Source organism: Streptomyces sp. JB150 (genome assembly GCF_011193355.1).
Taxonomy (GTDB): Bacteria; Actinomycetota; Actinomycetes; order Streptomycetales; family Streptomycetaceae; genus Streptomyces.
On record NZ_CP049780.1, the window covers coordinates 2,228,057 to 2,252,486 of the forward strand.

Annotated in this window: 21 protein-coding genes and 3 pseudogenes; 13 read left to right on the forward strand and 11 right to left on the reverse strand. The window is 75.1% G+C overall.

Going from position 1 to position 24,430, the window contains the following annotated elements:
* Positions 1-73 precede the first annotated feature (73 nt).
* Positions 74-1,456 (forward strand): FAD-dependent monooxygenase, encoded by a 1,383-nt coding sequence (locus tag G7Z13_RS10405; RefSeq protein ID WP_165998077.1) that lies wholly within the window; start codon positions 74-76, stop codon positions 1,454-1,456.
* Positions 1,457-1,468: 12 nt separating this feature from the next.
* Here the strand turns inward: G7Z13_RS10405 and G7Z13_RS10410 are convergent, their stop codons facing one another.
* From G7Z13_RS10410 to G7Z13_RS10420, 3 genes are all read right to left on the reverse strand, one after another.
* A complete protein-coding gene (locus tag G7Z13_RS10410; protein WP_165998079.1) occupies positions 1,469-2,320 on the reverse strand; it encodes an SMP-30/gluconolactonase/LRE family protein in 852 nt (283 codons plus the stop codon).
* Entirely contained in the window at positions 2,317-3,090 is a 774-nt protein-coding gene (locus G7Z13_RS10415; RefSeq protein ID WP_165998081.1) for an IclR family transcriptional regulator, read from the reverse strand. The genes G7Z13_RS10410 and G7Z13_RS10415 overlap by 4 nt, the downstream gene beginning before the upstream one ends.
* Positions 3,091-3,230: 140 nt before the next feature.
* Entirely contained in the window at positions 3,231-3,743 is a 513-nt protein-coding gene (locus G7Z13_RS10420; protein ID WP_165998083.1) for a PadR family transcriptional regulator, read from the reverse strand.
* Positions 3,744-3,807: 64 nt separating this feature from the next.
* On the opposite strand from G7Z13_RS10420, the gene G7Z13_RS10425 reads away from it, so the two are divergent.
* The gene (locus G7Z13_RS10425; RefSeq protein ID WP_165998085.1) at positions 3,808-4,470 is read left to right on the forward strand and encodes an isochorismatase family cysteine hydrolase; all 663 of its coding nucleotides are present in this window, start codon (positions 3,808-3,810) and stop codon (positions 4,468-4,470) included.
* A 78-nt stretch (positions 4,471-4,548) separates the two neighbouring features.
* A pseudogene (locus tag G7Z13_RS10430) lies at positions 4,549-4,635 on the forward strand (SAM-dependent methyltransferase); the annotation flags it as partial.
* Between the two features lie 117 nt (positions 4,636-4,752).
* On the opposite strand, the pseudogene G7Z13_RS33605 reads toward G7Z13_RS10430, so the two are convergent.
* Positions 4,753-4,917: pseudogene (locus G7Z13_RS33605) on the reverse strand (SAM-dependent methyltransferase); the annotation flags it as partial.
* 104 nt (positions 4,918-5,021) lie between these two features.
* On the opposite strand from G7Z13_RS33605, the pseudogene G7Z13_RS10440 reads away from it, so the two are divergent.
* A pseudogene (locus G7Z13_RS10440) lies at positions 5,022-5,423 on the forward strand (hypothetical protein); the annotation flags it as partial.
* 267 nt (positions 5,424-5,690) lie between these two features.
* On the opposite strand, the gene G7Z13_RS10445 reads toward G7Z13_RS10440, so the two are convergent.
* Positions 5,691-6,554 (reverse strand): alpha/beta fold hydrolase, encoded by an 864-nt coding sequence (locus G7Z13_RS10445; protein WP_206313042.1) that lies wholly within the window; start codon positions 6,552-6,554, stop codon positions 5,691-5,693.
* A 128-nt stretch (positions 6,555-6,682) separates the two neighbouring features.
* A complete protein-coding gene (locus G7Z13_RS10450) occupies positions 6,683-7,072 on the reverse strand; it encodes a DUF4440 domain-containing protein (RefSeq protein ID WP_165998089.1) in 390 nt (129 codons plus the stop codon).
* 73 nt (positions 7,073-7,145) lie between these two features.
* Here G7Z13_RS10450 and G7Z13_RS10455 point away from each other — a divergent pair, with 73 nt between their 5' ends.
* A complete protein-coding gene (locus G7Z13_RS10455) occupies positions 7,146-7,712 on the forward strand; it encodes a hypothetical protein (protein ID WP_165998091.1) in 567 nt (188 codons plus the stop codon).
* Between the two features lie 2 nt (positions 7,713-7,714).
* Here the strand turns inward: G7Z13_RS10455 and tgmC are convergent, their stop codons facing one another.
* From tgmC to tgmA, 4 genes are read right to left on the reverse strand one after another with little or no spacing between them, the layout of a single operon-like run.
* On the reverse strand, positions 7,715-8,842 hold the full coding sequence (tgmC, locus tag G7Z13_RS10460; RefSeq protein WP_165998093.1) for an ATP-grasp peptide maturase system methyltransferase: 1,128 nt from the start codon (positions 8,840-8,842) through the stop codon (positions 7,715-7,717).
* Positions 8,839-9,024, reverse strand: a complete 186-nt coding sequence (locus G7Z13_RS34215; RefSeq protein WP_346767988.1) for a hypothetical protein — start codon at positions 9,022-9,024, stop codon at positions 8,839-8,841. The genes tgmC and G7Z13_RS34215 overlap by 4 nt, the downstream gene beginning before the upstream one ends.
* Before the next feature lie 29 nt (positions 9,025-9,053).
* Entirely contained in the window at positions 9,054-9,806 is a 753-nt protein-coding gene (locus tag G7Z13_RS10465; protein ID WP_346767989.1) for an MvdC/MvdD family ATP grasp protein, read from the reverse strand.
* Positions 9,806-10,069: a putative ATP-grasp-modified RiPP gene (tgmA, locus tag G7Z13_RS10470; protein ID WP_165998095.1), complete on the reverse strand. Its 264-nt coding sequence runs from the start codon at positions 10,067-10,069 to the stop codon at positions 9,806-9,808. Before tgmA ends, G7Z13_RS10465 begins: the two co-directional genes overlap by 1 nt.
* 879 nt (positions 10,070-10,948) lie before the next feature.
* On the opposite strand from tgmA, the gene G7Z13_RS10475 reads away from it, so the two are divergent.
* Both G7Z13_RS10475 and G7Z13_RS10480 read left to right on the forward strand, forming a co-directional pair.
* Positions 10,949-12,184 (forward strand): transcriptional regulator, encoded by a 1,236-nt coding sequence (locus tag G7Z13_RS10475; protein ID WP_165998097.1) that lies wholly within the window; start codon positions 10,949-10,951, stop codon positions 12,182-12,184.
* Positions 12,185-12,245: 61 nt separating this feature from the next.
* Positions 12,246-12,716 carry a GNAT family N-acetyltransferase gene (locus G7Z13_RS10480; RefSeq protein ID WP_240926169.1) on the forward strand — a complete coding sequence of 157 codons (471 nt, stop codon included), beginning with the start codon at positions 12,246-12,248 and terminating at the stop codon, positions 12,714-12,716.
* A 127-nt stretch (positions 12,717-12,843) separates the two neighbouring features.
* On the opposite strand, the gene G7Z13_RS10485 is transcribed toward G7Z13_RS10480, so the two are convergent.
* Positions 12,844-13,722: a hypothetical protein gene (locus tag G7Z13_RS10485; RefSeq protein ID WP_165998101.1), complete on the reverse strand. Its 879-nt coding sequence runs from the start codon at positions 13,720-13,722 to the stop codon at positions 12,844-12,846.
* Between the two features lie 299 nt (positions 13,723-14,021).
* On the opposite strand from G7Z13_RS10485, the gene G7Z13_RS10490 reads away from it, so the two are divergent.
* The 6 genes from G7Z13_RS10490 to G7Z13_RS10515 all read left to right on the forward strand — a co-directional run bounded on the left by G7Z13_RS10490 (position 14,022) and on the right by G7Z13_RS10515 (position 24,342).
* Entirely contained in the window at positions 14,022-15,572 is a 1,551-nt protein-coding gene (locus G7Z13_RS10490; RefSeq protein ID WP_165998103.1) for an acyl-CoA synthetase, read from the forward strand.
* Positions 15,565-16,944 (forward strand): carboxyl transferase domain-containing protein, encoded by a 1,380-nt coding sequence (locus G7Z13_RS10495; protein ID WP_165998105.1) that lies wholly within the window; start codon positions 15,565-15,567, stop codon positions 16,942-16,944. Before G7Z13_RS10490 ends, G7Z13_RS10495 begins: the two co-directional genes overlap by 8 nt.
* A gap of 435 nt (positions 16,945-17,379) precedes the next feature.
* Entirely contained in the window at positions 17,380-17,712 is a 333-nt protein-coding gene (locus G7Z13_RS10500; protein WP_165998107.1) for a CU044_2847 family protein, read from the forward strand.
* Positions 17,709-19,403 carry a trypsin-like peptidase domain-containing protein gene (locus G7Z13_RS10505; RefSeq protein ID WP_165998109.1) on the forward strand — a complete coding sequence of 565 codons (1,695 nt, stop codon included), beginning with the start codon at positions 17,709-17,711 and terminating at the stop codon, positions 19,401-19,403. The genes G7Z13_RS10500 and G7Z13_RS10505 overlap by 4 nt, the downstream gene beginning before the upstream one ends.
* Before the next feature lie 45 nt (positions 19,404-19,448).
* A complete protein-coding gene (locus G7Z13_RS10510) occupies positions 19,449-20,459 on the forward strand; it encodes a MoxR family ATPase (protein ID WP_165998111.1) in 1,011 nt (336 codons plus the stop codon).
* On the forward strand, positions 20,449-24,342 hold the full coding sequence (locus tag G7Z13_RS10515; protein WP_165998113.1) for an SAV_2336 N-terminal domain-related protein: 3,894 nt from the start codon (positions 20,449-20,451) through the stop codon (positions 24,340-24,342). Before G7Z13_RS10510 ends, G7Z13_RS10515 begins: the two co-directional genes overlap by 11 nt.
* Positions 24,343-24,430 lie beyond the last annotated feature (88 nt).

The following is a 24,430-nucleotide window of genomic DNA, read 5'->3' on the forward strand; positions in this document are numbered from 1 at the left end:
GCCGGCACAGGTGCGGCGGGGTCGGTGCGCCCCCCTCTGTGGGCCTGTGTCATGGCCGAGTGCGAGGAGCCCCGTGTCGCGTAGAGCTGTCGTCATCGGTGCCGGTCTGGCCGGCATGCTGGCCGCGGCGGCCTTGTCCGCCGTCGTCGACGAGGTCGTCGTATGGGACCGCGACGACCTGCCCGACGGACCGGAGCACCGCAAGGGGCTGCCCCAGGGGCGGCACGCGCATCTGCTGCTGGCCGGGGGCCTGGCGGCGATGGAGGACCTGGTGCCCGGCGGGAGCATCCGCGAGCGGCTGCTCGCCGAGGGCGCCCGGGAGGTGTCGCTGGCCTCGGACATGGTGTCCCTGGGCACGGAGGGCTGGTTCCGGCGCTGGCGTGGTCCGGGGCCGCGGATGCTGTCGTGCAGCCGGGCGCTGCTCGACTGGGCGGTCCGGGACGCGGTGCTCGCCCACGGCGGCGTGCGGCTGCGCAAGGGGCAGGTCGTCGAACTGGCCGGTGACCGGCGGCGGATCGAGGGCGTACGGGTGTCGGCGGCGGACGGCGACGAGGACGTCCCCGCGGACTTCGTGGTCGACGCGAGCGGCCGGGGCTCACGGGTCGGCGCCTGGCTGCGCGCGGTCGGGGTCACGGACGTGCGGGAGCGGACCGTCGACTCGGGGCTGGTCAACGCGACGCGGATCTACCGCATCCCCGAGGGCGCGGAGGACTTCCCCGTCACGGTGCTCAACGCCGACCCGTACGGGTCCCGGCCCGGCCGCAGCGGGATGGTCCTGCCGATCGAGGGCGGCCGGTGGATGGCGAGCCTCGCCGGCACGCGCGGCGGCGAGCCGCCGTCGGACCCGGACGCCTTCCTCCGGTACGCGCTGGAGCTGCCGCACCCCCTCGTGGGCCGGCTGATCGCCGGCGCCGAACCGCTCACCGGCGTCCACGTCAGCCGCTCCACCAGCAACCACCGCCGCTATCCGGAGAAGGCCCGGCACTGGCCGGAACGCTTCGTCGTCCTCGGGGACGCGCTGGCCAGTTTCAACCCGGCGTACGGGCAGGGCATGTCGGTGGCGGCGCTCGGCGCGCGGATCCTCGCCCGCGAACTGGAGCGCACCGGCCTCACCGGGCCCGGCCTCGCGCGCAAGGTCCAGCGCGGGACCGCCGGCGTCGTCGAGGCGGCCTGGACCATGGCCGTCGGCCAGGACATCTGGTTCCCCGGCACCCGCGGCGGCAGCCCCGGACTCCCGGACCGGCTGATGATGCGCTACACCCGCCGCATGATCCGCGCCACCACCGGCTCCTACAGCGCGGCCACCGCCGTCTGGGACGTCACCAGCATGACCGCGGGCCCCACCCGGCTGCTGCGCCCGCGCGCGGTCCTCGCCGCGGCGATCGGCCCGGTCAAGCGGCCGCTGACCGGGCCGCCGCTCAGTCCGGAGGAACGCAAGGTGGCGGGGCTGCCGTAGCCGGGGGCGGGCTCAGCCCGCGAACGCCGGCTGGGGCAGGCCCTGGCCCGCGTCCGGGACGACCAGGAGGGACCCCGACAGGGGGTGGGGGTCGATGAGGCCGACCCGGGCCGTGGTCAGGTACAGGTCCCTGAGGCCGGGGCCGCCGAAGGCGCAGGCGGTGACCCGCGGGGTGGGCAGCGCGATCCGGCGGTCGAGGGTGCCGTCGGGGGTGTAGCGGTGCAGGGCGCCGCCGTCCCAGAGGGCGACCCAGACGCAGCCGTCGGCGTCGACCGTGAGGCCGTCGGGGAAGCCGGCGCCCTCCTCGACGGCGGCGAAGGGGCGGCGGCCGGTCACGCGGGGGCCGTCGACGTCGAAGACGTCGATCCGGCGGGTCGGGGAGTCGATGTAGTACATGCGGCGGCCGTCGGGGCTCCAGCCCGTGCCGTTGCTGACCGCGACACCGTCGAGGACGACTTCCACCGTGCCGTCGCCGGTCAGCCGGGACAGCGTGCCCCCGCCCGGCGCCTCGTCGTAGCGCATGGTGCCCGCCCACAGCGCGCCGTCGGGGGCGACGGCCGCGTCGTTGGCGCGGCGGCCGGGGACCGGCTCGTGGTGGAGCCAGCGGAAGGCGCCGTCCGGGTCGAGGAGGCCCACCCCGTCGCGGAGGTTGAGGACCAGGCCGCCGCCCGCGCGCGGCTTCACCGCGCCGACGTGCTGCTCCGTCGTCCGGACCGTGCGGCGGCCCGTCGACGGGTCGAAGCCGTGGACCCGGCAGCCGAGGATGTCGATCCACAGCAGGCGGCCCCGCGCCGCGTCCCAGGTCGGGCCCTCGCCGAGGGTGGCCTCGGCGCGCACCGCGACCTCGATCCCGTACGTCCTCATGCCACGCTCCGGTGGCCGAGCCGCTCGGAGAGTTCCGCGGCGCCCTTCGCGGCGAGCTGTTCGAGTTCGGCGCGGCGCTCCTCGCTCCAGCGGATCATCGGCACCGAGATGGACAGCGCGGCCACCACCTGCCCGGTGCGGTCGCGGACCGGGGCGGCGACACAGCTGACGTCCGGGTTGGACTCGCGGCTCTCCACGGCGATCCCGCGGTCGCGGATCTCGGCCAGGGTCTCGCGCAGCGCGGCCGGATCGGTGATGCTGTTCGGCGTCATCGCGACCAGTTCGGCGTCGTCCGGGACGCGCGCCGCGAGTTCCTGCTCCGGGAGGGAGGCGAGCAGCATCTTGCCCACGGATGTGCAGTGCGCCGGGAGGCGGCGGCCGGCCGCGGAGACCATGCGCACGGCGTGCGTGGAGTCGACCTTGGCGATGTAGATGACGTCGGTGCCCTCCAGGATCGCCACGTGCACCGTCTCGTCGCAGGTCTCGGCGACGGACCGGGCGACCTGCTGGCCCTCCGCGGCGAGGTCCAGCTGCTCGGCGTAGCGGCTGCCGAGCTGGTACGGCCGTACGCCGAGCCGGTAGCGTCCGGGCTGGCCGGGCACCTGGACGATGTACGACCGGGCGGCGAGCGTGGTGACCAGCTCGTGGACGGTGGTGCGGGGCAGCTGGAGCTTGCGCACGATGTCGGGGGCGGAGAGCGTCCCGTCACCGTCGAGGAAGAGCTCCAGGATGTCGAGAGCCCGGGTCACGGCAGGTACGAGGCGTCCCACGACCGGCCCCCTCCCTGTGTTCGAGATTTCAACAGATGGTCGGAATAGCGAACACAGGCTACTCATGGAGGGTCCGGCAGGGCAATGGGTCCCGCGCAGGCACCGGCGGGCGCGGCCCGCACCGGCTCACGGGCGCCGCATCAGCCCAGGATCTCCCGCAGCCAGGACCGCTCCGCCCGGCTGGTGGCGCGCGCGACGATGAGCATCCCGCGGCGGTAGGGGTCACCGGTGTCCTCGGCGCGCAGCGGGCCGTCGCCGTCGTGGAAGAAGCTCGCGGGCCGTTCCAGGAACTCCAGCCGCCGGCGCAGTACCGCGTGCTGGTCGGCGGTGTCGGGGAGCAGGGAGAGGAAGGCCAGGACCGTGAAGAAGCGCGTGCTGTCGCTGATGTCCAGGCCGTCGGCCTCCCGCAGCCGCCGCAACAGCTCGTCCCGGCCGGCGCCGGTCAGGCTCAGGGTGTGCCGCCGGGCGGCCGAGGCGCCCGGTTCGCTCCGCCGCTCCAGCAGCCCGGCCGCGACCAGCCGGTTGATCGCCGGATAGAGGCTGCCGTCGCTGACCGGCCGCGCGTGGCCCGACAAGTGGGCGATGCGGACGCGCAGTTGATAGCCGTGCAGCGGCCCCTCGGCCAGGAATCCCAGAATCGCGAGTTCGAGCATGCTGCTACTCTCGCACATCGAAACGAGGTACCTCGAATCGATGTAGAGAGGGCGGGGAGCGGGAATGACGTACAGCGAGGAATGGGTGACCGCGCGGGCACGGGACGCCTACGAGCACGGCCGGGCCTCGTTCGAGGTGCGGCCCGAGCGGACGGCGCTGCTGGTCATCGACATGCAGGACGAGTTCGTCCGGCCCGGCTGGAGCCCCTACTGGGTGCCCGCGGCGACCCGGATGGCACCCCGGCTGCGGCAGCTGACCGAGGTGTGCCGGGCCGCCTCCGTCCCGGTGCTCTGGACGATCTTCGACGACACGCACCTCGGACTGGACCGGCCGCACGCCCTGCGGTTCCTCCCGCACGCCGGCACCGACTGGCGCCGGCCGGGACCCGCCGAGGTCTGGGCCCCGATGGCCCGCCGCCCCGACGAGGTCCTGATCCGCAAGCCGTCCTACGGCGCCTTCTACGACACCCCGCTCGACACGATCCTGCGCAACCTCGGCCGCGACACGGTCATCGTCACCGGAACGCTCACCAACTACTGCTGCGGCACCACCGCCCGGCAGGCCTACGAGCGCGGCTACCGGGTCGTCGTCGGCTCCGACGTCACGGCCACCGACGACGAGTCCCGCCAGGAACCCGAACTCGCCGTCCTGCGCAAGGGCTTCGCACTCGTGCTGACCGCCGAGGAGATCACGGCCCGGTTGACCGCGGCCGCGCCCCTGCGGTGAGACGAGCGCGGCGCGGTCACCAGGTCCCGCCACTCCCGGAGCCGTACGGGATGCGCGGGCGCGGGCACTGGCGCAGGTCGCCGGGTGCTGCGACCGGGCGGCCACCTGATGCTGTCCACCCCGAACCTGGCTGCCTGGTACAACCGCGCCCTGCTGGCCGCCGGGGGGTGGCCGGGGAGCAGGGGCGCCGCGGCTGCGGCGGCGGTGCCGTCGCCGCAGCCGATGTCGAGGACCGTGCGCCCGCCGCCGGGCTCCCTGCGCGGCGGCGATCGGCAGGGGGCGGTAGACGACGAGCTGGGCGGCGAAACCGGCGGCCGCGCAGGCCAGCCGGTCCAGGGCGCGCAGCGGGCGCGGTACGCCGTTGAAGGGCGCCCCGGCGAGCCGTACGACCTCGAACCCGGCCGCCGGGACGAACATCCGCAGCGCGCGGGCCGTGTACAGGCGCAGAACGGCAGCCCGCCGCCGGTGAGTTCGCCGCGCACCGCGTACGGCAGGCGGGTGCGGGCGCGGGGGCGGGCATGGTGATGCGCAGGGGGCGGGGGCGGGCGCGCCCGCTGCTGCTCCTGCTGTGCGTACCGTCCCTGGCGGCCGGGGTCTGGCTCTGCCGGGCCGCCGAACGCCGCGCCGCGCGCCGCCACCGGCTGCCGACGGCGGGCGTCGAGTACGGCGTGGCGGTGGGGTTGCTCTACGGGGTCAGCTCGCTGGCCGTGAAGGGCGTGTCCGGCCACTGGGCGCCGGGCGACCTCGCCGGGACGCTCGGCGCGGTCCTGCGCTCCCCGTACCCCTGTCTGCTGCTGTGCACGGGCGGGTTCGGGCTGGTCATGTCGCAGGCCGCGCTGCAACGCTGCCGGGCCTCGCTGATCGTGCCGGTGTGCACGACGGTGACCTGCCTGTACACGGCCGTGCTGGGCACCCTGTCGTTCGGCGAGGCCCTGCCCGGCGACCCGGTGCGGCCGGCTACGACGGCTGGGTGCTGCCCGCCGACCGGTGGCTGCCGCTGTCCGCCTTCCCGCTGGAGGCCCACCAGGCGGCCACCTCCCACGTCGCCACCCACGGCCTGCTGCGCCGCGTCCTCCCCCTGACGGACCGCCCCCGGTACGTCGACTCGGTCCTGTTCTGCCCGGACGGGCGCACTCCGGGCGCCACCGGGCGGGACGCGGCACGGCGGCGTCACCTCACGAGGGCGGCCGTGCGCGCGGGCCGCCGGCGTGCCGGGGTGTTCAGGCGGACCGGCCGGTGAGCGCGGCCAGTTCGCCCAGGACGCGGGCGGCCGGCGCCGGGTCGACCAGCCACTTGAGGTGGCTGCCCTCGAGGGTGCGGACGTCGTAGGGGTTCTCCGGTGTCAGCGCGTCGCCCTCGCGGATCAGCCGGTCCTGCATGGCGAGCGGCAGGCTCGCGTCACCGGCCAGCCGCACGTACGTCTTCGGGACACGGCCCCAGGTCGCGGCCTGCGCGCGGTCGGCGGAGGTGCCGACGTCCAGGTTCTCGTCGGGCTGGAAGGTGTTCAGGAAGGTCAGGAACTCCTCGTCGGTGCCGTCGGCGAGGAAGGCGGCCTTGTACGCGGCGAGGGCGGCCGGATCCGCGGTGCGGAAGTTGACGCGCAGCAGCCCGAGTTCGGCCGGGTCGCCGACCAGCGCCAGGCCCAGCGCGGAGGCGTCGACCGCGGCCATCTCCGGTTCGGCGTAGTAGTCGTTGACGTCCAGGTCGACCGGGCACCAGGCGGACACGTAGACGACGCGGTCGATCAGGTCCGGGCGGGCGTTGGCCGCCGCGGTGGCGGTGATGCCGCCGCGGCTGTGCGCGACGAGGATCACCGGCCCGTTCTGCTTGGCCCGCTCCAGGATCCCGATCAGGTGGGCGGCGTTGTCCGCGAGCGTCACGCCCTTGATCGAGCCGGGCACGGTGGCGAGCGCGTCCAGATCCTGCGGCGCCTGGTAGGCCCGCGCGTAGGTCGCCCGGAACCCGTGGCCGGGCAGGTCGACCGCGACCGACCGGTGCCCGAGCAGTCCCAGCTCGGCCTGGAGCGGCGCGAACGAGAACGAGTTGGCGAAGGCACCGTGAACCAGTACGAACGTCGGCTGCATCCCTGCATCCACTCCCTCTGCGGCGGGAGCGTCGTTCGCAGGCCAACACGAACAGTTGCCCGATCCCCCGTCGGGGACCCTACGCAGCGAAGATCGCCGCGGCAACCGATTCCGGCCGTTCCGCTCGCCTACTCCACGCCGGGCGGCACCCGGGTCGCCTGGTGGTAGTACATCCGCCAGCCCGCCTCCCCCTCGCCCTTGCGCCAGATCGAGCTGTGGCGGGTCCGGCGCTCGCCGAGCGTCGTCTCGAACGTCAGGTGCACCAGCCCCGGCGCGAGCCGCACCCCCGAGATCTCCGAGGGCTCATAGCGCGGCCCCTCCGCGCGGCTCCCCTCGTGCCCGGCCAGTTCGGCGAGCATCGTCTCGTACGTCCACCGCCGCCCCGACCCGCCGACCTCCGTGAACTCCGGGTCGAGCAGCCGCCCGGCCAGCTCCCGCGAGGCGCGGACCCGCGGGTCCATCAGCCGCAGCTCACCCGCGATGGCCTGCCGCACCTCGTCGTCCGTCTCCCTGTCCATGCCCCATCCTCACCGGCCCCGGCACCCGCCGCGCAACCGGATTCACTGCCCCGCCGTCTGCCACACTCGCCCCATGACCGGTCCGGCGCGCCCCTTCACCCCCCTCGACTTCCAGCTGGTCCTGCTGCGCCGCATGGCCGACCACAACGCCGACCTGGTGGCCGACGCCCGCCGCACGCTCGGTGTCTCCCTGACCGACATGCGGGAGGCCAACAAACGCTGGCAGGCCATGCTCCGCTCCCCCCGCGCCCGCTCCGCCGCCGCCCGCTACCGCTCCGTCCTCGGCACCCCCGAGTCCCGCACCCCCCGCCGCATCGGGGACCTGACCTGCGAGGCCTGGCACTGGCCGGTCCCGCTCTGGCCGGACCTGCGGTTCGAGATCCTGGTCGGCGAGGGCAACGCCGTCTGGAACGCATGGCTGGTCCGTGCCCCCGGCGCCCCCGCGCCGCGCCTCCACACCCTCGACGACCTCACCCCCTGGTCCTGCACCGTCGACGAGGCGGCCCGCGCCTTCGCCCCCGCCCGCCCCCTCCAGGGCACGGCCCCGACCCGCTGGGGCCTCGCCCTCACCGCACCCGACGGGCGGGAGGTGATCGCGGAGTTCACTTGGGGGTTGTTCCAGCGGGTGCTGCCGGGCTGAGATCACACGGGCAGGTTCCACCCGGGACCAGTGGGGTCCCCGAGCCAGACGCGTTGGGTGCCGTCACCCTCCACGCTCATGCCGAACCGCGACTGCGGCGGCGCTCCGGCCGCCTGCCAGGTCGTGAGGGCTTCCTCCACGGCGTCCCACAGCCGCAGCGGCCCGTGCTGGTGCACCCGCCACCCGTTCCCGGCGCTCTCGGTCCACGCCTGTGAACCGGTGGCCACGTCGACGAGGATCACGCCGTCACTCGTGGTCATAAGCTCGGCGGAGGGCGCGGCGAGCTGGGCGACGAAGCGACCGGTCCAGTCGTCGAGCAGTCCGGGGTCCAGCCCGGCGGGACGGGATCGTCCGGGTCGCTGATGGAAGGTGGGCCGGGGCGGTCGCTCGTGAGGGCGGGCGAGCATGTAGCCGATCCGGTCGCCGGCGAAGCGCCCGGTGGCGGTGCCGTCATCGTGGACGGTGAGACGGATGAGACCGGAGGCGAGCATCCATCCGCTGAGGGTGGTGGTGATGGTTCCCCCGTCCCGCACCTGGCGCAGCCACGTCGGCGGGATGTGGCGGACCGCGCAGGTGGCCACGATCGCGTCGTAGTCGGCGGCGTCCCGGTGGCCGGCGAGTCCGTCGCCGGTGAGGAGCGCCGGGGTGTACCCGGCGTTGCGCAGGTGCTCGGCCGCGTCGGCGGCGAGGCGGGGGTCGTACTCGACGGAGTACACGTTCCGGTCACCGAGGCGATGGCAGAGAACGGCGGTGGAGTAACCGGTCCCGGTGCCGATCTCCAGGACCCGGTCTTGCGCACGGATTCCCGCGAGGTCGAGCATGCGGACGACCAGGGACGGCAGGGTGCTCGACGAGGTCGGGCGACCGGACAGCGGGCCGGTGGCGTCCGCCGCCGCGACGCCGTCTACCTGAGTGACCCAGGTGGTGTCCTGGTGGACGAGACGAAGCCACTCCTCGTCGCCGACCGACGTACGGCTCACGGGCTCCCACCCGGTACCGGACGGACGGAACACCGCTTGGCCGAGGAAGAGCTCGCGCGGAACCGCCTCCAGGGCGTCACGCCAGGCGGGATCCTCCACGGGGACGGACGCGGCGAGCGCGCGGCGGAGCCGAGCCGTGTCAGTGGTCATGCGGTGCCTCCGTACTGGAGCCGATCGGCGAGGGCCGTGGTGATCGGAGAGGTGATGTGGCCGGGGAACCAGGCCCATTGGCCGTTGGGATTGCACTCGTACCAGTGCCACCCGCCCTCCGGGTCCAGCCCGAAGTCGAAGGCACCGAAGACCAGCCCGAACGCGTCGAGGTAGGCGTGCACTCCCTTCGCCACCTCGGCGGGGACGCCGATCAGGGTGTAGCGGAGCTGGTCGTAGTGGCGTCGCCAGTCGACGCCGGGTGAGCCGTCGATCCGTGACCACGCCGGCCGCACTCACCGACTGCGGTCAGCCGGATGTCGGCCGTCTTGGGTACCCGCCGCTGGAAAAGGTGCGCGGTATGGCGTACTCGGTCGTCGATCTCCTCAGGGTCGACGTTCTCGACCCACACGGTGAGTGCCCGGCCGTCGGCACCGGCGTAGTCGGTCTCCCGTAACGGCTTGTAGAGGGCCGGCTGGTGGGTGCTCACGAATGCACGCGCGCGGCCTGAGTCGTTGGTGATCAGGGTCGGCGGTACGGTCAGCCCGCAGCGGGCGGCCACGGCCAGTTGCGCGGGCTTGAACTCGGCGTCCCGGTTGCGCCAGGGGTGATTGACGTAGTGGGCACCGGGGAGAACGGCCAGCGTGCCGCCGAGCCCGTATCGCGCCTCCTCCACGGCCCAGCGGGCGGTGGGCTCGCTCATGGCCGGATCCGCGGTGTAGGGGGAGGGACGCCGCCAGTACACCGAGCGCACTCCGTCCAGGTCGACGGCGCGGGTCTCGGTGACCAGGGAGCCTGCGGCCCCGGCGCCGTCGAAGGTCGCGTTCACGGTGACGGCCGCGGGGAAGTTTCCGGGATCCAGGCGTACGACCGGAACGCGACGCCGGTCGAGTTCGGTGATCACCTCATCCGCTGTCGCATCGTCCAGACGGGAGACGACGAGGACGGGCTGTCCACCGGCGCCCATCAGTCGCTGTCCCCTTGCTGGTCGCTGCCCTGGTCCGGGGTGCCGTCGAGACTGGTCCTCGTCGCCGTCTCCTTCGACGTCTCCGACCGCTTGTGCCTGTCCATATCCGGGACCGGGGTGCCGTCCGGAATCGTCCACACGGCGGTCTGTGTCCCGGCGTCCAGGACGGCCCGGACGGCGGGCAGAACCGCCGCGCCGGGAAAGGGCCTCATACGGCCGATCCCCCAGGGGGTGATCCGCTCGTCCCGCACGTCGATCTCCATGACCTCTCCTCTCGTTCCGTTCCTTACGACTTCGTCCAGCGGGCGACCGTCAGCGGACGTCCGCAGCACGTCCGCGCCCTCACCGTTCGGCAGTTGGGCGCCGGGGTCGGTCCCGCGGTGGATCGAGGCACGCATCGACGCGCACTCCACCGAGGGTTGTCGTCCGCTGTGCTCACCGCAGTTCACCCGCCGCCCGGTGGCAGGAACAGACACACCGGCGTACGAGCAGGACACGGGTGGCGTGGGGCAGCGGAATGTCCCTGGTCCGGCGGCACGTGCGGTGCATGTCCCCGTATTCCGGCCGCTGCGCCAGTGTGCATTCGGCCGACAGCGCGCCGTCGGTCAGGTCAGAGAGGGGGGACGCGGTCACGCCGGCTCACCCCCTCCGGAAGCCCGCCTCAGGGGTCGCATGGATGTCGGCTCCCAGGCACGCCACGTACGGCCGGACAGGGAAGTCCGTGTGCTCCCACGATGCCGGGCGGGGTGAGGTGCGCCGTTTCCGGCGGTGACTGCGGACGATGACGGCTCGCGCACCTCGGACGTCCGGCGACGGCCGGCAGGACAGAGCAGGGTGCACCACGCGGTGCCCGGCGACGCGGCGGTGCCGCCCCATGCCCCGCAGTCCGAACAGAACCGCTCGCACCCATGCGAGTGCCCATGACAGGAAAGCCCATGTCGACGCTCCAAAGCGCTGGCAACGCCCCGGGGCCGTCCGCGCGGTCACCGGGGTCTCGTCTCTCGTCTCCATCGAGGAAACCGCGACCGGCCTGCCGTGTGTCAGGACGCTTCGCTGGCACTCCCCGGCAGCCGACCGGACAGTTTCGCCCGGCGGACGCGGAGCCACTACGGTCGAGGGGACGCGCCTACCGGGGAGACGTGATGGCCAAGCAGCGGAACATCCGGCTCGAGGCGCTGCTCACCGAGTTCGGCTACACCCACCAAGGGCTCGCGGATGAAGTGAACCGGGTCTCCGAAGATCAGCACGGCACCTCGGCGAACTGCACGGACCGGCATGTGCGGCGCTGGATTTCCGGCGACGTGCGCCGGCCGTGGCCGCGCTACCTCCGATGCCTGGAGCACATCTTCGGCCGTAGCCCTCAGGCCATGGGGTTCGTTCCGCGAGCCGCGTCCCCGTCGCTTCCCCGCAGGCGACAGCCGGCCGCGCAGGACCAGTACCCCGTGGAGCGCCGCACGTTCCTCGCCGGTGCCGTCGCCTCCGCCCTGGGGATCGAGGGGACCCCGCAGCGCGGCCGCCTCGGCATGACCGATGTCGACCGGATCCACGGCACCATCAACCGCCTCGACGCCCACTTCAACGGTATCGGGGGCGGCGCACTGGTCGACGTGGCCGGTGACTACCTGGCACGGCTCCAGGGCGCCCTGGACCACTGCACATACGGCGAGCGCGTGGAGCGGGCGCTGCATCGAGCCGTGGCCGACGTCGCTGCTTGCGCGGGATGGTCCGCGCACGATTGCGGCGATCACGCCCGCGCCGCCCAGCTACGCAACGAGGCGCTCCAGGCCGCGCTGCTGGCCCGTGATCCCGTCGCGGTGACCCGGGCATGGTCCGACCTCGCCGCACAGGCGGAACACGCCGGGCGCCCCGCGGAAGCCGCACGTATCAACCGGGCCGCGCTGTCCGAGCGGCACCTGCGCGGCGAGCCGCTGATCGCCTCGCTCCTGCATGCCCGGCTGGCCGACTGCCTCGCGCAGACCGATGACGTCAAGGGCATGGGCCGCCAGCTTGCCGCCGCCGAACGCGCCTATGACCGGGCCGATAGGGTGAACGCCCCTTCGTGGCTCGTATTCCTCACCCCGGCCGAAATGTCCGGGCTCGCCGCACTCGCTCACCAGAGCGCCGGCCTCTACGCGGAGGCAGAGGAGCAGACGGCACGCACCCTCGCGCTGCTGGACGACAGGTTCACCCGCAACCGCGCCTTCTACACGGTGCTGCTCGCAGAGCTTCAAGTCGCGCAGGGGGACTTCGATCGGGCAGCCGCCACGGTGACCGGCCTTCCGGTCGCCGGGGTGGCGAGCAGCCGCATCATCGCCCGCAGGGAGCGGGTCGCCTCGGCAGCCCGCGCCCGGGGAGGACGCGCTGATGACTGGTCTTGAACTGCACTTCACTCACTTCGGGCGCGCTGACGCCAGGTCGATCCGCGATCTTCTGTTGGACGTGCATGACGAGGTGTACGAGGGCAGTGATGACCCGCTCGCCGGACGGAGCGCGTTCGCGGAGTTCGTGGACCACTGGTCGGGTCGTGACGGCTTCGCGTGCGTGGTCGGCCATGACCAGGGCGAGCCGGTCGGCTACGCGTACGGGGCGCCGTTGAGCGCGGACACGACTTGGTGGGCGAACGTGACCCCGCCCCTTCCGGCTGAGTTCACCGCGGAGACCGGCGCGAGGACTTTCGCCCTGTCCGAGCTGATGGTGCGTGGCAGGTGGCGCGGAACCGGATCCGCGAAGGCAATCCATGACGAACTGCTGCGAGACCGACCCGAGGAACGGGGGACTCTCCTCGTGCACAAGGCGCACCACAAGGTGCGAGGGCTGTACGAGCGGTGGGGTTACCGGAGCGTGGGCGAGACGGTTCCCTTCCAGGGCGCGCCGAGGTTGTGCGCCATGGTGCTGGAGCTCCACGGCTGAGCGGCGAACGCGTGACCCCTGAGAAGCGCCGGGTCAAGGGGCGCGCCGGGGAAACGGTCCAGGACGACGACGCGCCGCGGTGGCCGGAACGCTGAGCCACCACGGCGCGCTGTCGTCACGCACTGCCTCACCCGGCGGCGCCCAGCACCGCCTCCACCACCCCCGCCACCGAGCCCGGATGCAGGCTCAGGAAGAGGTTCGGCTCGACCAGTTCCAGTTCCATCACCACCGGGCGTCCGTCCTCGCCGTCGACGAGGTCGACGCGGGCGTACAGCAGGTCCGCCGCCGGGACCGGTACGGCGGCCAGGGCGCGTTCGGCGACGGCGAGTTCGGTGGGGGCCGGGGTCCAGGGTTCCAGGCGGGGGTGGGCCACCTTGCGGGCGTCGAAGGGGGTGCCGGGCGCGAGGACGGCGCCCTTGCGGCTGGCGTGGAGCAGTCGCCCGCCGAAGAACTGGAGGGCTCGTTCGCCGCTGACGTCGACGGCCGGCATGTACGGCTGGAGCATCGCCGTGAAGCCTTCGGCGTGCATCCGCTCCAGGTGGCGCAGGGCCGTCTCGCGTTCGCCGGGGGTGTAGCGGGCGGCGAAGCGGGCGCCCGCGCCGGAGGTCGGCTTGACGACGTAGTCGTGGGAGTCGGGCAGGTCCGTCACCGGGTCGCCGGGGGCCAGGTAGCGGGTGGGGACCGTCGGGACCCCCGCCGCCGCCAGGTCGCCCAGGTAGCGCTTGTCGGCGTTCCAGCGCACCACCTCGGCGGGATTGGCCAGCCGGGTCACGGCCTGGCACTTCCGCGTCCACTCCAGGAACTCCGCCGCCCGCCAGCTGTAGTCCCAGGTGGAGCGGATCAGCGCCAGGTCGAAGGCGGACCAGTCGACGGCCGTGTCGTCCCAGACCACGGTCCGCGCGTCCGCGCCCGCTTCCCGCAGGGCCCCCTCCAGCCGCGGGAGGTCTTTGTCGACGGCTACTTCGGGGCCGGGGCGGCAGGTGACGAGGGCTATTCGGGGTGACATGGCTGCTTTCCCTCCGGGTGACGAGGAGACGGCGGACTGGACCGCGGTCGGCCGGGCGCAGGGTAACAACCGTCCGCGCGGGGTGGTGAGGTCGAGGAGGTCGGAGAGACCGGAGAGGCCGGGGAAGGTCGGGGAGAGGTCGCAGGGGCCGGGAGCAGGGGGCTCCGCGGGGGCCCCTCCGTAGGAGCCGGCATTCGGCGTCCGTCGTCGTGGCGGAGTCCACCCGCGGTCGGGTCTGGCGCGGGGGTGCGCCTGATAGGAACGGTGGTGTCGTCCCCCAGTCGCAAGGAGTACGCCGCGTGTCCTCCCTCTTCCCCGCACTCGCCGACCGTGCGGCCGGCGCACGTCCCGCTCTCCGCTTCGGTGACCGTTCGCTGACGTACGCGCAGCTCGCCTCGGCGGCCGGTGCCGTGGCCGGGCGGGTGCGAGGCGTCCGCCGGGTCGCCGTGTGGGCGACGCCGACGCCGGAGACGGCCGTCGGGGTGGTGGGCGCACTGCTCGCCGGGGTGCCGGTGGTGCCGCTGAACCCGAAGTCGGGCGAGCAGGAGCTGGCGCACATCGTGGGCGACAGCGCGCCCGCGGCGGTGCTCGTCGCGCCCGGCGACGCACTCCCCGGCCCGTTGCGCGCGCTCCGGCGGATCGACGTCGACGCGGGCACCGACGCCGACGCCGACTCCGGGGCCCCCTCCAACTCCGAGGCCTCCTCCACCCCCGGCACCCCCTCCGCCACAGCCACGGACCCCGGCACCCCCTCCGACCCCGGACGGCCCCTCCCCGACGAGCCCGCCGACGACGCCCACCCGGCCCTGATCGTCTACACCTCCGGGACCACCGGCCCGCCCAAGGGTGCCGTGATCCCGCGGCGCGCCGTCGCCGCGACCCTGGACGCGCTGGCGGACGCCTGGCAGTGGACGGGGGACGACGTGCTGGTGCACGGGCTGCCGCTGTTCCATGTGCACGGGCTGGTGCTGGGCATCCTCGGGCCGCTGCGGCGCGGCGGGAGCGTGCGGCATCTCGGGCGGTTCGGCACGGAGGGCGTCGCGCGGGAGCTGAACGCGGGCGCGACGATGCTGTTCGGGGTGCCGACGATGTATCACCGGATCGCGGAGGCGCTGCCGGGTGACCCGGAGCTGGTCAGGGCGCTGAGCGGCGCCCGGCTGCTGGTGTCGGGGTCGGCGGCGCTGCCCGTGCACGATCACGAGCGGATCGCGGCGGCGACGGGCCGGCGGGTCGTCGAGCGGTACGGCATGACGGAGACGCTGATGAACACCAGCGTGCGCGCCGACGGCGAGGCCCGCGCCGGGACCGTGGGGGTGCCGCTGCCCGGTGTGGAGCTGCGGCTGGTGGAGGAGGACGGCAGCGTCGTCACGGCGTACGACGGGGAGACGGTCGGGGAGATCCAGGTGCGCGGCCCGCATCTGTTCACCGGGTATCTGAACCGGCCCGACGCGACGGCCGCCGCCTTCACCGCCGACGGCTGGTTCCGCACCGGTGACGTGGCGGTGCGCGACCCGGACGGGTACGTGCGGATCGTCGGGCGCAAGGCCACCGACCTGATCAAGAGCGGGGGGTACAAGATCGGCGCCGGGGAGATCGAGAACGCCCTGCTGGAACACCCGGCGGTGCGGGAGGCCGCCGTCACCGGGGAGCCCGACCCGGATCTGGGCGAGCGGATCGTCGCCTGGATCGTCCCCGCCGACACCGGACGGCCGCCTTCGCTGCCCGAGCTGGCCGACCATGTGGCCCGGCGGCTCGCCCCGCACAAGCGGCCCCGCGTCCTGCGCCACCTCGACGCGCTGCCCCGCAACGACATGGGCAAGATCATGAAGCGGGCGCTGGGCCGTGGCTGAGCATCCGCGCCACAGCGCCCGCGAGATCATCGGCCTGGTCACCGCCGGCTTCCGCGAACTGCCGTACCCCGAGCGGGAGTCCGCGCCCGACGGGCCCCTCGGCTGGCACGGTTACGACGCCTCCCGCGCCCGCGCCGCCGCGCGCACCGGCGAGGACGAGTCGGTGGTGTGCGGCACCGCAAAGGTCGAGGGCGTGCCCGCCGTGCTGATCGCCTTCGAGTTCGGCTTCCTCGGCGGCTCGCTCGGCGAGCGCACCGGGGACCGGTTGGAGGCGGCGTACACGTACGCGCGCGAGCACCGGCTGCCGGTCGTGCCGCTCGTCGCCACCGGCGGCAGCCGGATGCAGGAGGGCATGCTCGCCCTCACCCAGCTCCAGCGGGTGGCCCGCCAGTCGGTGCTCACCCGGGAGGCGGGGCTGCCGCAGATCGCGGTCCTGCGGGATCCGACCACGGGCGGCGGCTGGGCCACCCTGGGCGCGGGCGCGGACGTGGTGCTGGCGCTGCCGGGCGCCCAGGTCGGGTTCGCGGGCTCCCGGGTGCGGCCGGCGGACGCCGACCCGGCGGCGTACACGGCGGAGGCGCAGGTCGCCGCGGGCGCCGCGGACGCCGTCGTACGGCCCGCGGAGCTGCGGGCGACGCTCGGGCGCTGGCTGCGGCTGCTCACGTCACCCTCCGTCCGGCCCGCGCCCCCGCCCCCGCCCCTCGGCGCCACCGACCTGCCCGCCACCGGCTGGGACGCCGTGCTGCGCGCCCGCGCTCCCCACCGCCCCCGCGCCGAGCGCTACCTGGACGCCTACTTCACCGAGCGGGTCGCGATCGGCGGCGACCGCTGCGGCGGCACCGATGACGGGATGCTGTGCGGTTTCGGCACGCACGAGGACGGGCCGGGCGGCCGTACCGTCGCCTACGCCGCCCAGACCGGCACGGCGACCCGCCCCGCCGGATACCGCACCGCCGCCCGGCTGATCCGGCTCGCGGACCGGCTGGGCATCCCGGTGCTGACGCTGGTCGACACCCCGGGTGCCGCCAATGACGCGGAGGCGGAGCGGCAGGGCGCGGGCGCGGCGATCGCGGAGCTGTTCGGCGCGGTGGCCGCCGCCCGTACGCCGGTGACCACGCTGGTCATCGGCGAGGGCGGCTCGGGCGGCGCGCTGGCGCTGGCCGCGCCCGGCAACACCTGGGCCACTCCGGACAGTTACTTCTCCGTCATCGCACCGGAGGCGGCGGCGGCGATCCTCAAGCGCCCGCCGGCGGAGGTGGAGGCCACGGCGGAGCAACTCCTCATCCGGCCACAGGACTTGGAGCGGCTGGGTGTCGCCCGGGTCCGAACAGGCGGTGAGCCGTCCCCTGGAGCGGGTGAGCGCCGTTCGTGAGATCGCCTGCGGCTCGCGTGACTGGCGAGACTCAGGGTGCGCGAGCGACGGGGTGGGCGTTGCTTTCGGCCATGTCGGCGCTGACCCGCCCGTCCGGCCGGACGCCGTCGATCACGGTGCCCCGCCGGGTGAACGCCCGCCGGAACTCCCGTCCTCCGCTCGACCTCCACGGTCCGCATCCCGTCGCCGAGTGCGGTGACGCTCACCCGGTGGCCGGTGGCCGGTGGCCGGCGACGAGGGTGAGGACGCGGGCGGCGGCGCCCGCCGTCCGGGGAGCCGCCGAGGTGTCCCAGCCCCCGCTGGCTCACCCTGTGGCGGTTTTCCGCCAGTGGGACGCGCGGTGCGCGGTGGAAGCCGGGACACCGCCAACGGGGCTCGGCAACAATGGAGTTCACCGAGGTCACACGCCACACACACGGGGGAGCGGACGAACACATGGACGGTCTGGTGGAGTTCACGACCGAGGAAGGCGCCCTGGTCGTGGTGGAGGGCGTCGAGGACGAGACCGGCGCCCGGCTCGTCTCGCGCGGCGACGGGCCCGCGCGGGCGGCCCGCACCTTCGAGGGCGCGCTCGACGGGGTGCGCGCGGCGGCCGAGTCCGCGCTGCGGGTGTTCCGGGACGGCACCCTCCGGCCGGACGCGGTGGAGCTGGAGTTCGGCGTGAAGCTCAGCGCGGAGTCCGGGGCGGTGATCGCCAAGGGGACCGCGGAGGGACACCTGACCGTCCGGCTGAGCTGGACGCCGGACCGGACCGCCGGGCGCCCGTGAACGGGTACGCCTGGCACGCCCGGATCGTGTGCGGCAAGGAGGTCGGCGCGGGCTTCCTGGTGTCCGGGCGCCGCGTGCTGACCTGCGCGCACGTCGTGCGGTGCAGCGACACCGCAAAGATCGCCGTCACCTTCCCGGGCCGGCGCGACCTGGACCCCGTCCCCGCCTCGGTGGCCGTGCACGGCGGCTGGCGCGGCGGTGTCACCGACCCCGGCGACCTGGCCGTGCTGGAGCTGGCGTGGGAGGTGCCGGTCGCCCCGGCCGTCTTCGCCCCGCCCGGCGCCGAGCGGGGCAGCCCCCGGCTGGTCGCGTACGGCTTCCCGAAGGGCTACGACGAGGGCATGCTCGCCGAGTACCGGGCGCTGCCCGGCCCGCTGATCGCCGGTGAGTGGGTCCAGCTGGAGGCGCTGACCGGGCACGGGCAGCCGCTGGCCGCCGGGTTCAGCGGGGCCGCGGTGACCCTGGACGACGAAACCGTGGTCGGCATGGTCGCGGCCGTCGCCGGCGACCGCGGCGTCCGGGTGGGCCGGATGCTGCCCACCGAGGTCATGGCCCGCTACTGGGACGAGCTGGGCGAGCTGGTGCCCACCCCCGGGCATCACGCCGACGCCCGCCGGCGGCTGTACGCGCTGGTCCGGCGGGCCGGCGAGGCCGGGCTGCGGGTCGACCCCGACCGGCTGTACGTCGACGCGGTCGGCCCGTTCGGGCCGCCGCTGCCCGAGGGCGGCTTCGGCTCGACGGCGCGGGCGGCGGCGTACGTGCAGTGGGAGGTGCCGGACCCGGAGGCGGTGACCGCGTTCGCGGACCGGCTCGCGGACCTGCTGGACGCGCGGGACGGGCGGGCCCGGCCGGCCGGGCCCGGCGCGCCGGACGCCGCCTGGTCGCCCATCGTCGTGGAGATCGAGCACAGCGGCGCGGGCGCCGACCAGGTCACCGTGGAGGTGTCCGCGTACCGCGACGGCCACCGCCGCCCCGTCGGCGCGCGCCGCCTGCCGCGCACCGGGGTGCGGGCCTATGTGCAGGAGCGCATCGACGCGGCGTTCACCCAGCTCGCCCCGGACGCCGAGGAGCTGATCACCTTCGTGCTGCCGCGGGAGTGGCTCAACGAGCCGGTGGCCCGCTGGGAGTGCAGCCCCGACGACCCGACGCCGCTGGGCTGCGCCTACCCCCTCGTGGTCGCCGACCGGGCCCGGCACCGCAGCGGCCGGCTGCGCCACCAGCTCGCGAAGAAGTGGCAGAAGCTGGACGTGTGCGGCGGCACCGCCCCGCACCGGGTGGACTGCTCCCCCGCGGAGCGCCCGCCGAGCCTGCGCAAGCGGCTGCGCGACCACGAGGCCGCGGTGGCCGCCTACGCCGCGCCGCCCACGGCCGTACGGCAGCACTTCGAGGCCGGCCTCAACGTGCCCGTGCCCATCCTGCTGTGGCCGCGCGCCGGCTGCCCCGGCAGCGAGCACGACGGCCCCTGCCCGGGCGAGGCGTTCCTCGACGAGCTGACCGAGTCGGTCACCGGCGTGCCGCCCGGCGATCTGCCCCGGCATGTGCGCACCCTGCGCGAGACCGCGGAGGCCGCCGACGAACCCGACCGGCACTGGGCCCGCGACCTGCAGCTGCTGTGGGACGACCCGCGCTGCTTCCCGGAGCCGGCCGCCTGCCTGCACTCGCCCGTGGAACCCGTCGCCTCCCTCGCCTGACCCCCGACCCGCGCCTCGCCCCGCGCCTCACGAGAAGGACCCGTCATGTCCCTGTGGCCCGTCTACACCGGCACCAACGAGCCGCACGACGGCATCCTCAGGCTGCCCCCGCCGCCGCCGTGGCGGCACTTCGACGGCGGCCCGGCGCTCGACCCGCCGTCCGACGCCGACGACGCCTCCGCCGGCTCACCCGACCGCACCCACCGCGCGGAGACCTACCAGGCCACCCCGGAGACGGTGCAGCTGGTCAACGCCGCCCTCTACCTGCGCCGCCCGCTGCTGGTCACCGGCCCGCCCGGCACCGGCAAGTCCTCGCTGGTGTACGCGGTGGCGCGGGAACTGCGGCTCGGCCCGGTGCTGCGCTGGAACATCACCAGCCGCAGCACCCTCCACGACGGGCTCTACCAGTACGACCCGCTGTCCCGCCTGTACGCCGCCCGGCAGAACCTGGAGGGCGGCTCCGGCGAGTCCGGCATCGAGAACCATTTGCGCCTGGGTCCGCTGGGCACCGCGCTCCTGCCCCACGACCGCCCCCGCGCCCTGCTGATCGACGAGATCGACAAGAGCGACCTGGACCTGCCGAACGACCTGCTGAACGTGCTGGAGGAGGGCCAGTACGAGATCCCCGAGCTGGTGCGCGCCGCCCGCCACACACCGGTCGCCCAGGTGCTGGCGGACGGCACCGACGCCCGCGTCCCCGTCACCCGGGGCCGGGTCCGCTGCCGGGCCTTCCCGTTCGTCGTCCTCACCAGCAACGGCGAACGGGAGTTCCCGCCCGCGTTCCTGCGCCGCTGCGTCATCCTGCGGCTGCGCCAGCCCGACGACCGGCACCTCGCCGACATCGTCCGCGCGCACCTGGGCGAGCCGGACGGCCACGCGCAGCGGCTGATCGAGCGGTTCCTGTCCCGGGTGGGCGGCGGCGAACTGGCCACCGACCAGCTGCTGAACGCCATCTACCTGGCCCGCGCCTCCGACCTGGGCGCCGAGTCCCTGGACGAACTGGCCGAACGGCTCATGCCGTACCTCGGCCGGAGCCCGCAGCCCGATGCCTTCTGAGCAGCCCCCGGCGGACGGTCTCGCCCGCCTGGCCGACCTGCTGGCCGAGGCGTCCGGCGGCGACCGCCCCAGCCCGCGCGAACTGGCGGAACTGCTGTGGCTGGCCCGGCACATGCGGGCACCGCACGAGCCGGAGCGGGACCCGGACGCGGGGACGGAAGCCGGGGCGGCGGCGGGGCAGCGGGAGGACGACGGTACGCCGGCCGCAGAGCCGCCGCCCGCGCCCCAGCCCCCGCCCCCGCCCGGGGACGACTCGCCACCGCCCGCACCCGGGCGACGGCGGCCCGACCCCCCGCGGGCGCCCCTGCACCTCCCGGCGCCCGCCGGGACGGCGACCGCCCGGCACGCCGCCCTCCTCGCCCCGGCGCCGCCGATGCTGCGCCACCCGCTGGCCCTGCAGCGCGCCCTGCGGCCGCTCAAACGCCGTGCCGACGCGCCGCTCGGCCAGGAGCTGGACGAGCGGGCCACCGCCGAACGCATCGCCCGCCTGGGCGGTGACCCGGACACGTGGCTGCCGGTCATGCGCCCCGCCAGGGAACGCTGGCTGTCACTGCGGCTCGTCCACGACACCGGCCCCACCATGCCCGTATGGCGGCCCCTGGTGCGGGAGCTGCACACCGCGCTCGCCCAGTCCGGCGTCTTCCGCACCGTCACCGTGCACCCGGCCGGTCCCGACGGCTCGGTGCCCGCCGACGCCGCGCACACCCCCGCCGACGGCCGCACCGTCGTCCTGCTGGTCAGCGACTGCATGGGCCCGCAGTGGCGCAGGGGCCCGGCGGCCGGCCTCTGGTACGCCACCCTGCGCCGCTGGGCGCACCGGATGCCGCTCGCGGTGGTCCAGCCGCTGCCGGAACACCTGTGGCGGGACACGGCCCTCCCGACGGTCCCCGGCCACCTGTCGGCCCCCGGCCCGGCCGCCCCGACGGCGACGCTGACCTTCACCCCCTACGACGACGACCCGCAGGAGGCCCCCGCCGAGGGCGCCCTCTTCCTCCCGGTCCTGGAACCGGACCCGCACTGGCTGGCGAACTGGGCGGCGCTGACCGCCGGCTCCGGCGGCACCCCGTACCCGGCGGCGGTGGCCCGCCTCGACGGCACCGCGCCCGCCGCGGCCCCGGACCGCACGGACCTCGCCCTCCTCACCCCCGAGGAACTCGTCCTGCGCTTTCGCGCGACGGCCTCCCCGCAGGCCTTCCGGCTGGCCGGCCATCTGGCGCTCGGCCGCCCCGACCTGCCGGTGATGCGGCTGGTGCAGGCGGCGGTGGAACCCGATCCGCGCCCGCAGCACCTCGCCGAGGTCATCCTCGGCGGCCTGCTGACCGCCGTCCCCGGCCCGCCCGGCTCCTACGCCTTCCGCCCCGGCGTCCGCGACCTCCTGCTGCGCGGCCTGCCCCGCACGGCCCGCGCCCGGACCACCGAACTCCTCGAACAGGTCGGCGCCCTGATCGACACCCGCGCGGGCCGCGCCCCCGGCGAGTTCCTGGCCTCCACCCCGGCGGAGAACGGCACGGCGAGCCCGGTGCAGAGCGAGGCTTTCGCCTCGGTCAGCGAGGAGAGCGTGCGGCGGCTCGCCGGGAACGTCGCCCCGCCGGCGGCCCCCGGGGACCGGTACCGGCTGCTCGGGCCCGGCCGGCCGGACGGCTCGGTGTGGCAGGCGTACGACACCCGGACGGACCGGCGGGTCCTGCTGCGGCTGTGCCCGGCACCGGTGACCCCGGAGCGCCGCGAGGCGTTCCTGCGGCACGCCGAGGCCCTGGCCCGGCTCGACGACCCGGGCGTCGTCACCGTCCTCGACCACGGTGTGCGGGACGGCGTGCCGTACGTCACGACGGAGGACCCCGACGGCATCGCCCTCGACGCCCTCGCCCTCGGCTATCCGGGCGGGCTGCGGCTGCCGGCCCCGCTCACCGTGTCGATCGGCAACCAGCTCGCCCGCGCCCTCATCGCCCTGCACCGGGCCTCCGTGGCCCACGGGGCCGTCGACCTCGGCCAGGTGGTGCTCCTGCCCGACGGGACGGTCAAGCTCACCGTGCCCGACCTCGGCCAGGAGCCGGGTCCGGAAGACTTCGCCGGGGACCTGCGCGCGCTCGGGGCGATGCTGTGGCAGCTGGCGTCGGGCGCGCCCTTCCGTCCCGGCACCCGCGTCACCGCCGACCGGCTCTCCGCGCTCCCGGCCGCGCTGCGCCGCCTGTACAGCGCCGCGCTCGCCGACACCCTGTCCGGCAGCCTCACCCGGCAGCGGGAGGGCGCGGCCCGGCTCCAGCGCCGCGCGCTGCTCGACCTGGCCCGCGCCGACCACGTCCCGCTGCGCTACGTCCTCTTCGGCCGCCCCGCCGTCACCCGCGGCGCCGGTCAGCCGGTCGCCACCGGCTCACCGCAGGAACGGGCGATGCTGTGCATGCTGCTGCTGTCCCACGGTCGCAAGGTGACCCACGCGAAACTCGTCGACGGCATCTGGGGCACCCGGGCCCCGGCGCGCGCCACCAGGCTGCTGGGCACCTACGCCTCCCGGCTGCGCAACGCGCTCGGCCCCGGCGTGCTGGCCGCGCTGCCCGGCGGTTACGCCCTGCACACCAGCACCGACCACGTCGACCTGGTCGAGTGCCAGCAGCTGGTCGCCCGCGCCGAGGTGGCGCGCGCCGCCGGTGACGCGGAGCGGGCGCGCGGCCATCTGACGGCCGCGCTGGTCCTGTGGAAGGGGCCCGCGCTGGAGGGCGTCTCGGGCCCCGCCGCGCAGACCGCCCGCACCCGCCTCCAGCAGCTGCGCCTCACCCTCAGCCGCCGGCGGGCCGAGCTGGACCTCGATCTGGACGAGGTGGACCGCGCGGCGGCCGACCTCGCGGAGCTGGTGCGTGAGCACCCCTCGCGGGAGGACTTCCGCCGCCTGTATCTGATCGCCCTGCGCCGGCAGGGGCGGCTGGAGGAGGCCCTGGAGGTCTTCGAGGAGTACGAGCTGTCGGGCGGCCGCAGTCCCGAGCTGCTGGCGCTGGGCCAGGAGCTGCGCGAGGAGTACGGCGGGCCGCCCGGCGAGGACGGGGTGGCGGCGCCGGACGAGGATCCGCGCACCGAACCGGACGACGTGCCGGCGGGCTCCTTCCCCACGGAGGAGGACCTGCCGTCGCTGCCGGCCCGGGACGAGGAGTTCCGCGACGACCGGCCGCTGCCGCGGGACGAGGTGCCGGACAGCCTGTTCCCGGACGCCTCCCCCGAGCCGCGCCGCCCCTCCGGGCCTTCCGCCGCGCGGGCGCTGCGCGCCGCGCAAGCGGTGATCCTCGGCTTCGACGGCACGCTGACGCGGCTGTACACCAGGGAGGAGCGCCTGCGGACGGTCCGCTCGCTGGCCCGCCTGCTGGTCGAGGAACGCGACCCGGGGGACGCCCTCTCGGGCCGGCCCCTCCTGCCGGGAGGACCGGACCCCCTGCGCGACGACCGGCTGCCGCGCCCCGTCGACCTGCTCCGTGCCTTCCGGGGGCGCCCGTACGCGCGGGACCTGCACGACACGCTCGCGGCGGCCGAGGTCTCGGCGGCCGGACGGGCGGGCCTGCGCCCCCACGCGGACACGGTGGTGCGCACGCTGCACCGCAAGGGCGTGCGCCTGGCCGTCGTCACCGACACCGCCCCCGCCGCGGCGACCGCGTTCCTGGAACGGCACGGCCTGCTCGGTCTGCTGGCGGGCGGCGTCCACGGCCGGGAGACGGGGCGCACCGCGCTGCCGCCCGACGACGAGATCCTGCGGGCGGCCGTCGCGGCGGTCGGCGTGCCGCCCGCGCGCTGCCTGGTGGTCGGGGTGACCCGCGCGGAGCAGGAGGCGGCCCGCGCGGTGGGGGCGCTGTTCCACCCGGCCGGTCTGCTCCCGCTCCTCGCCGCCGCCCGCGGCCTGTGAGCGAACCCGCGAACGGCCCCGAATCGCCCGTTCGGCCGTTCCCCTCCCGGCCCCCCACAAAAGGCGGTCCCTCCCCCGCCCGCGCACG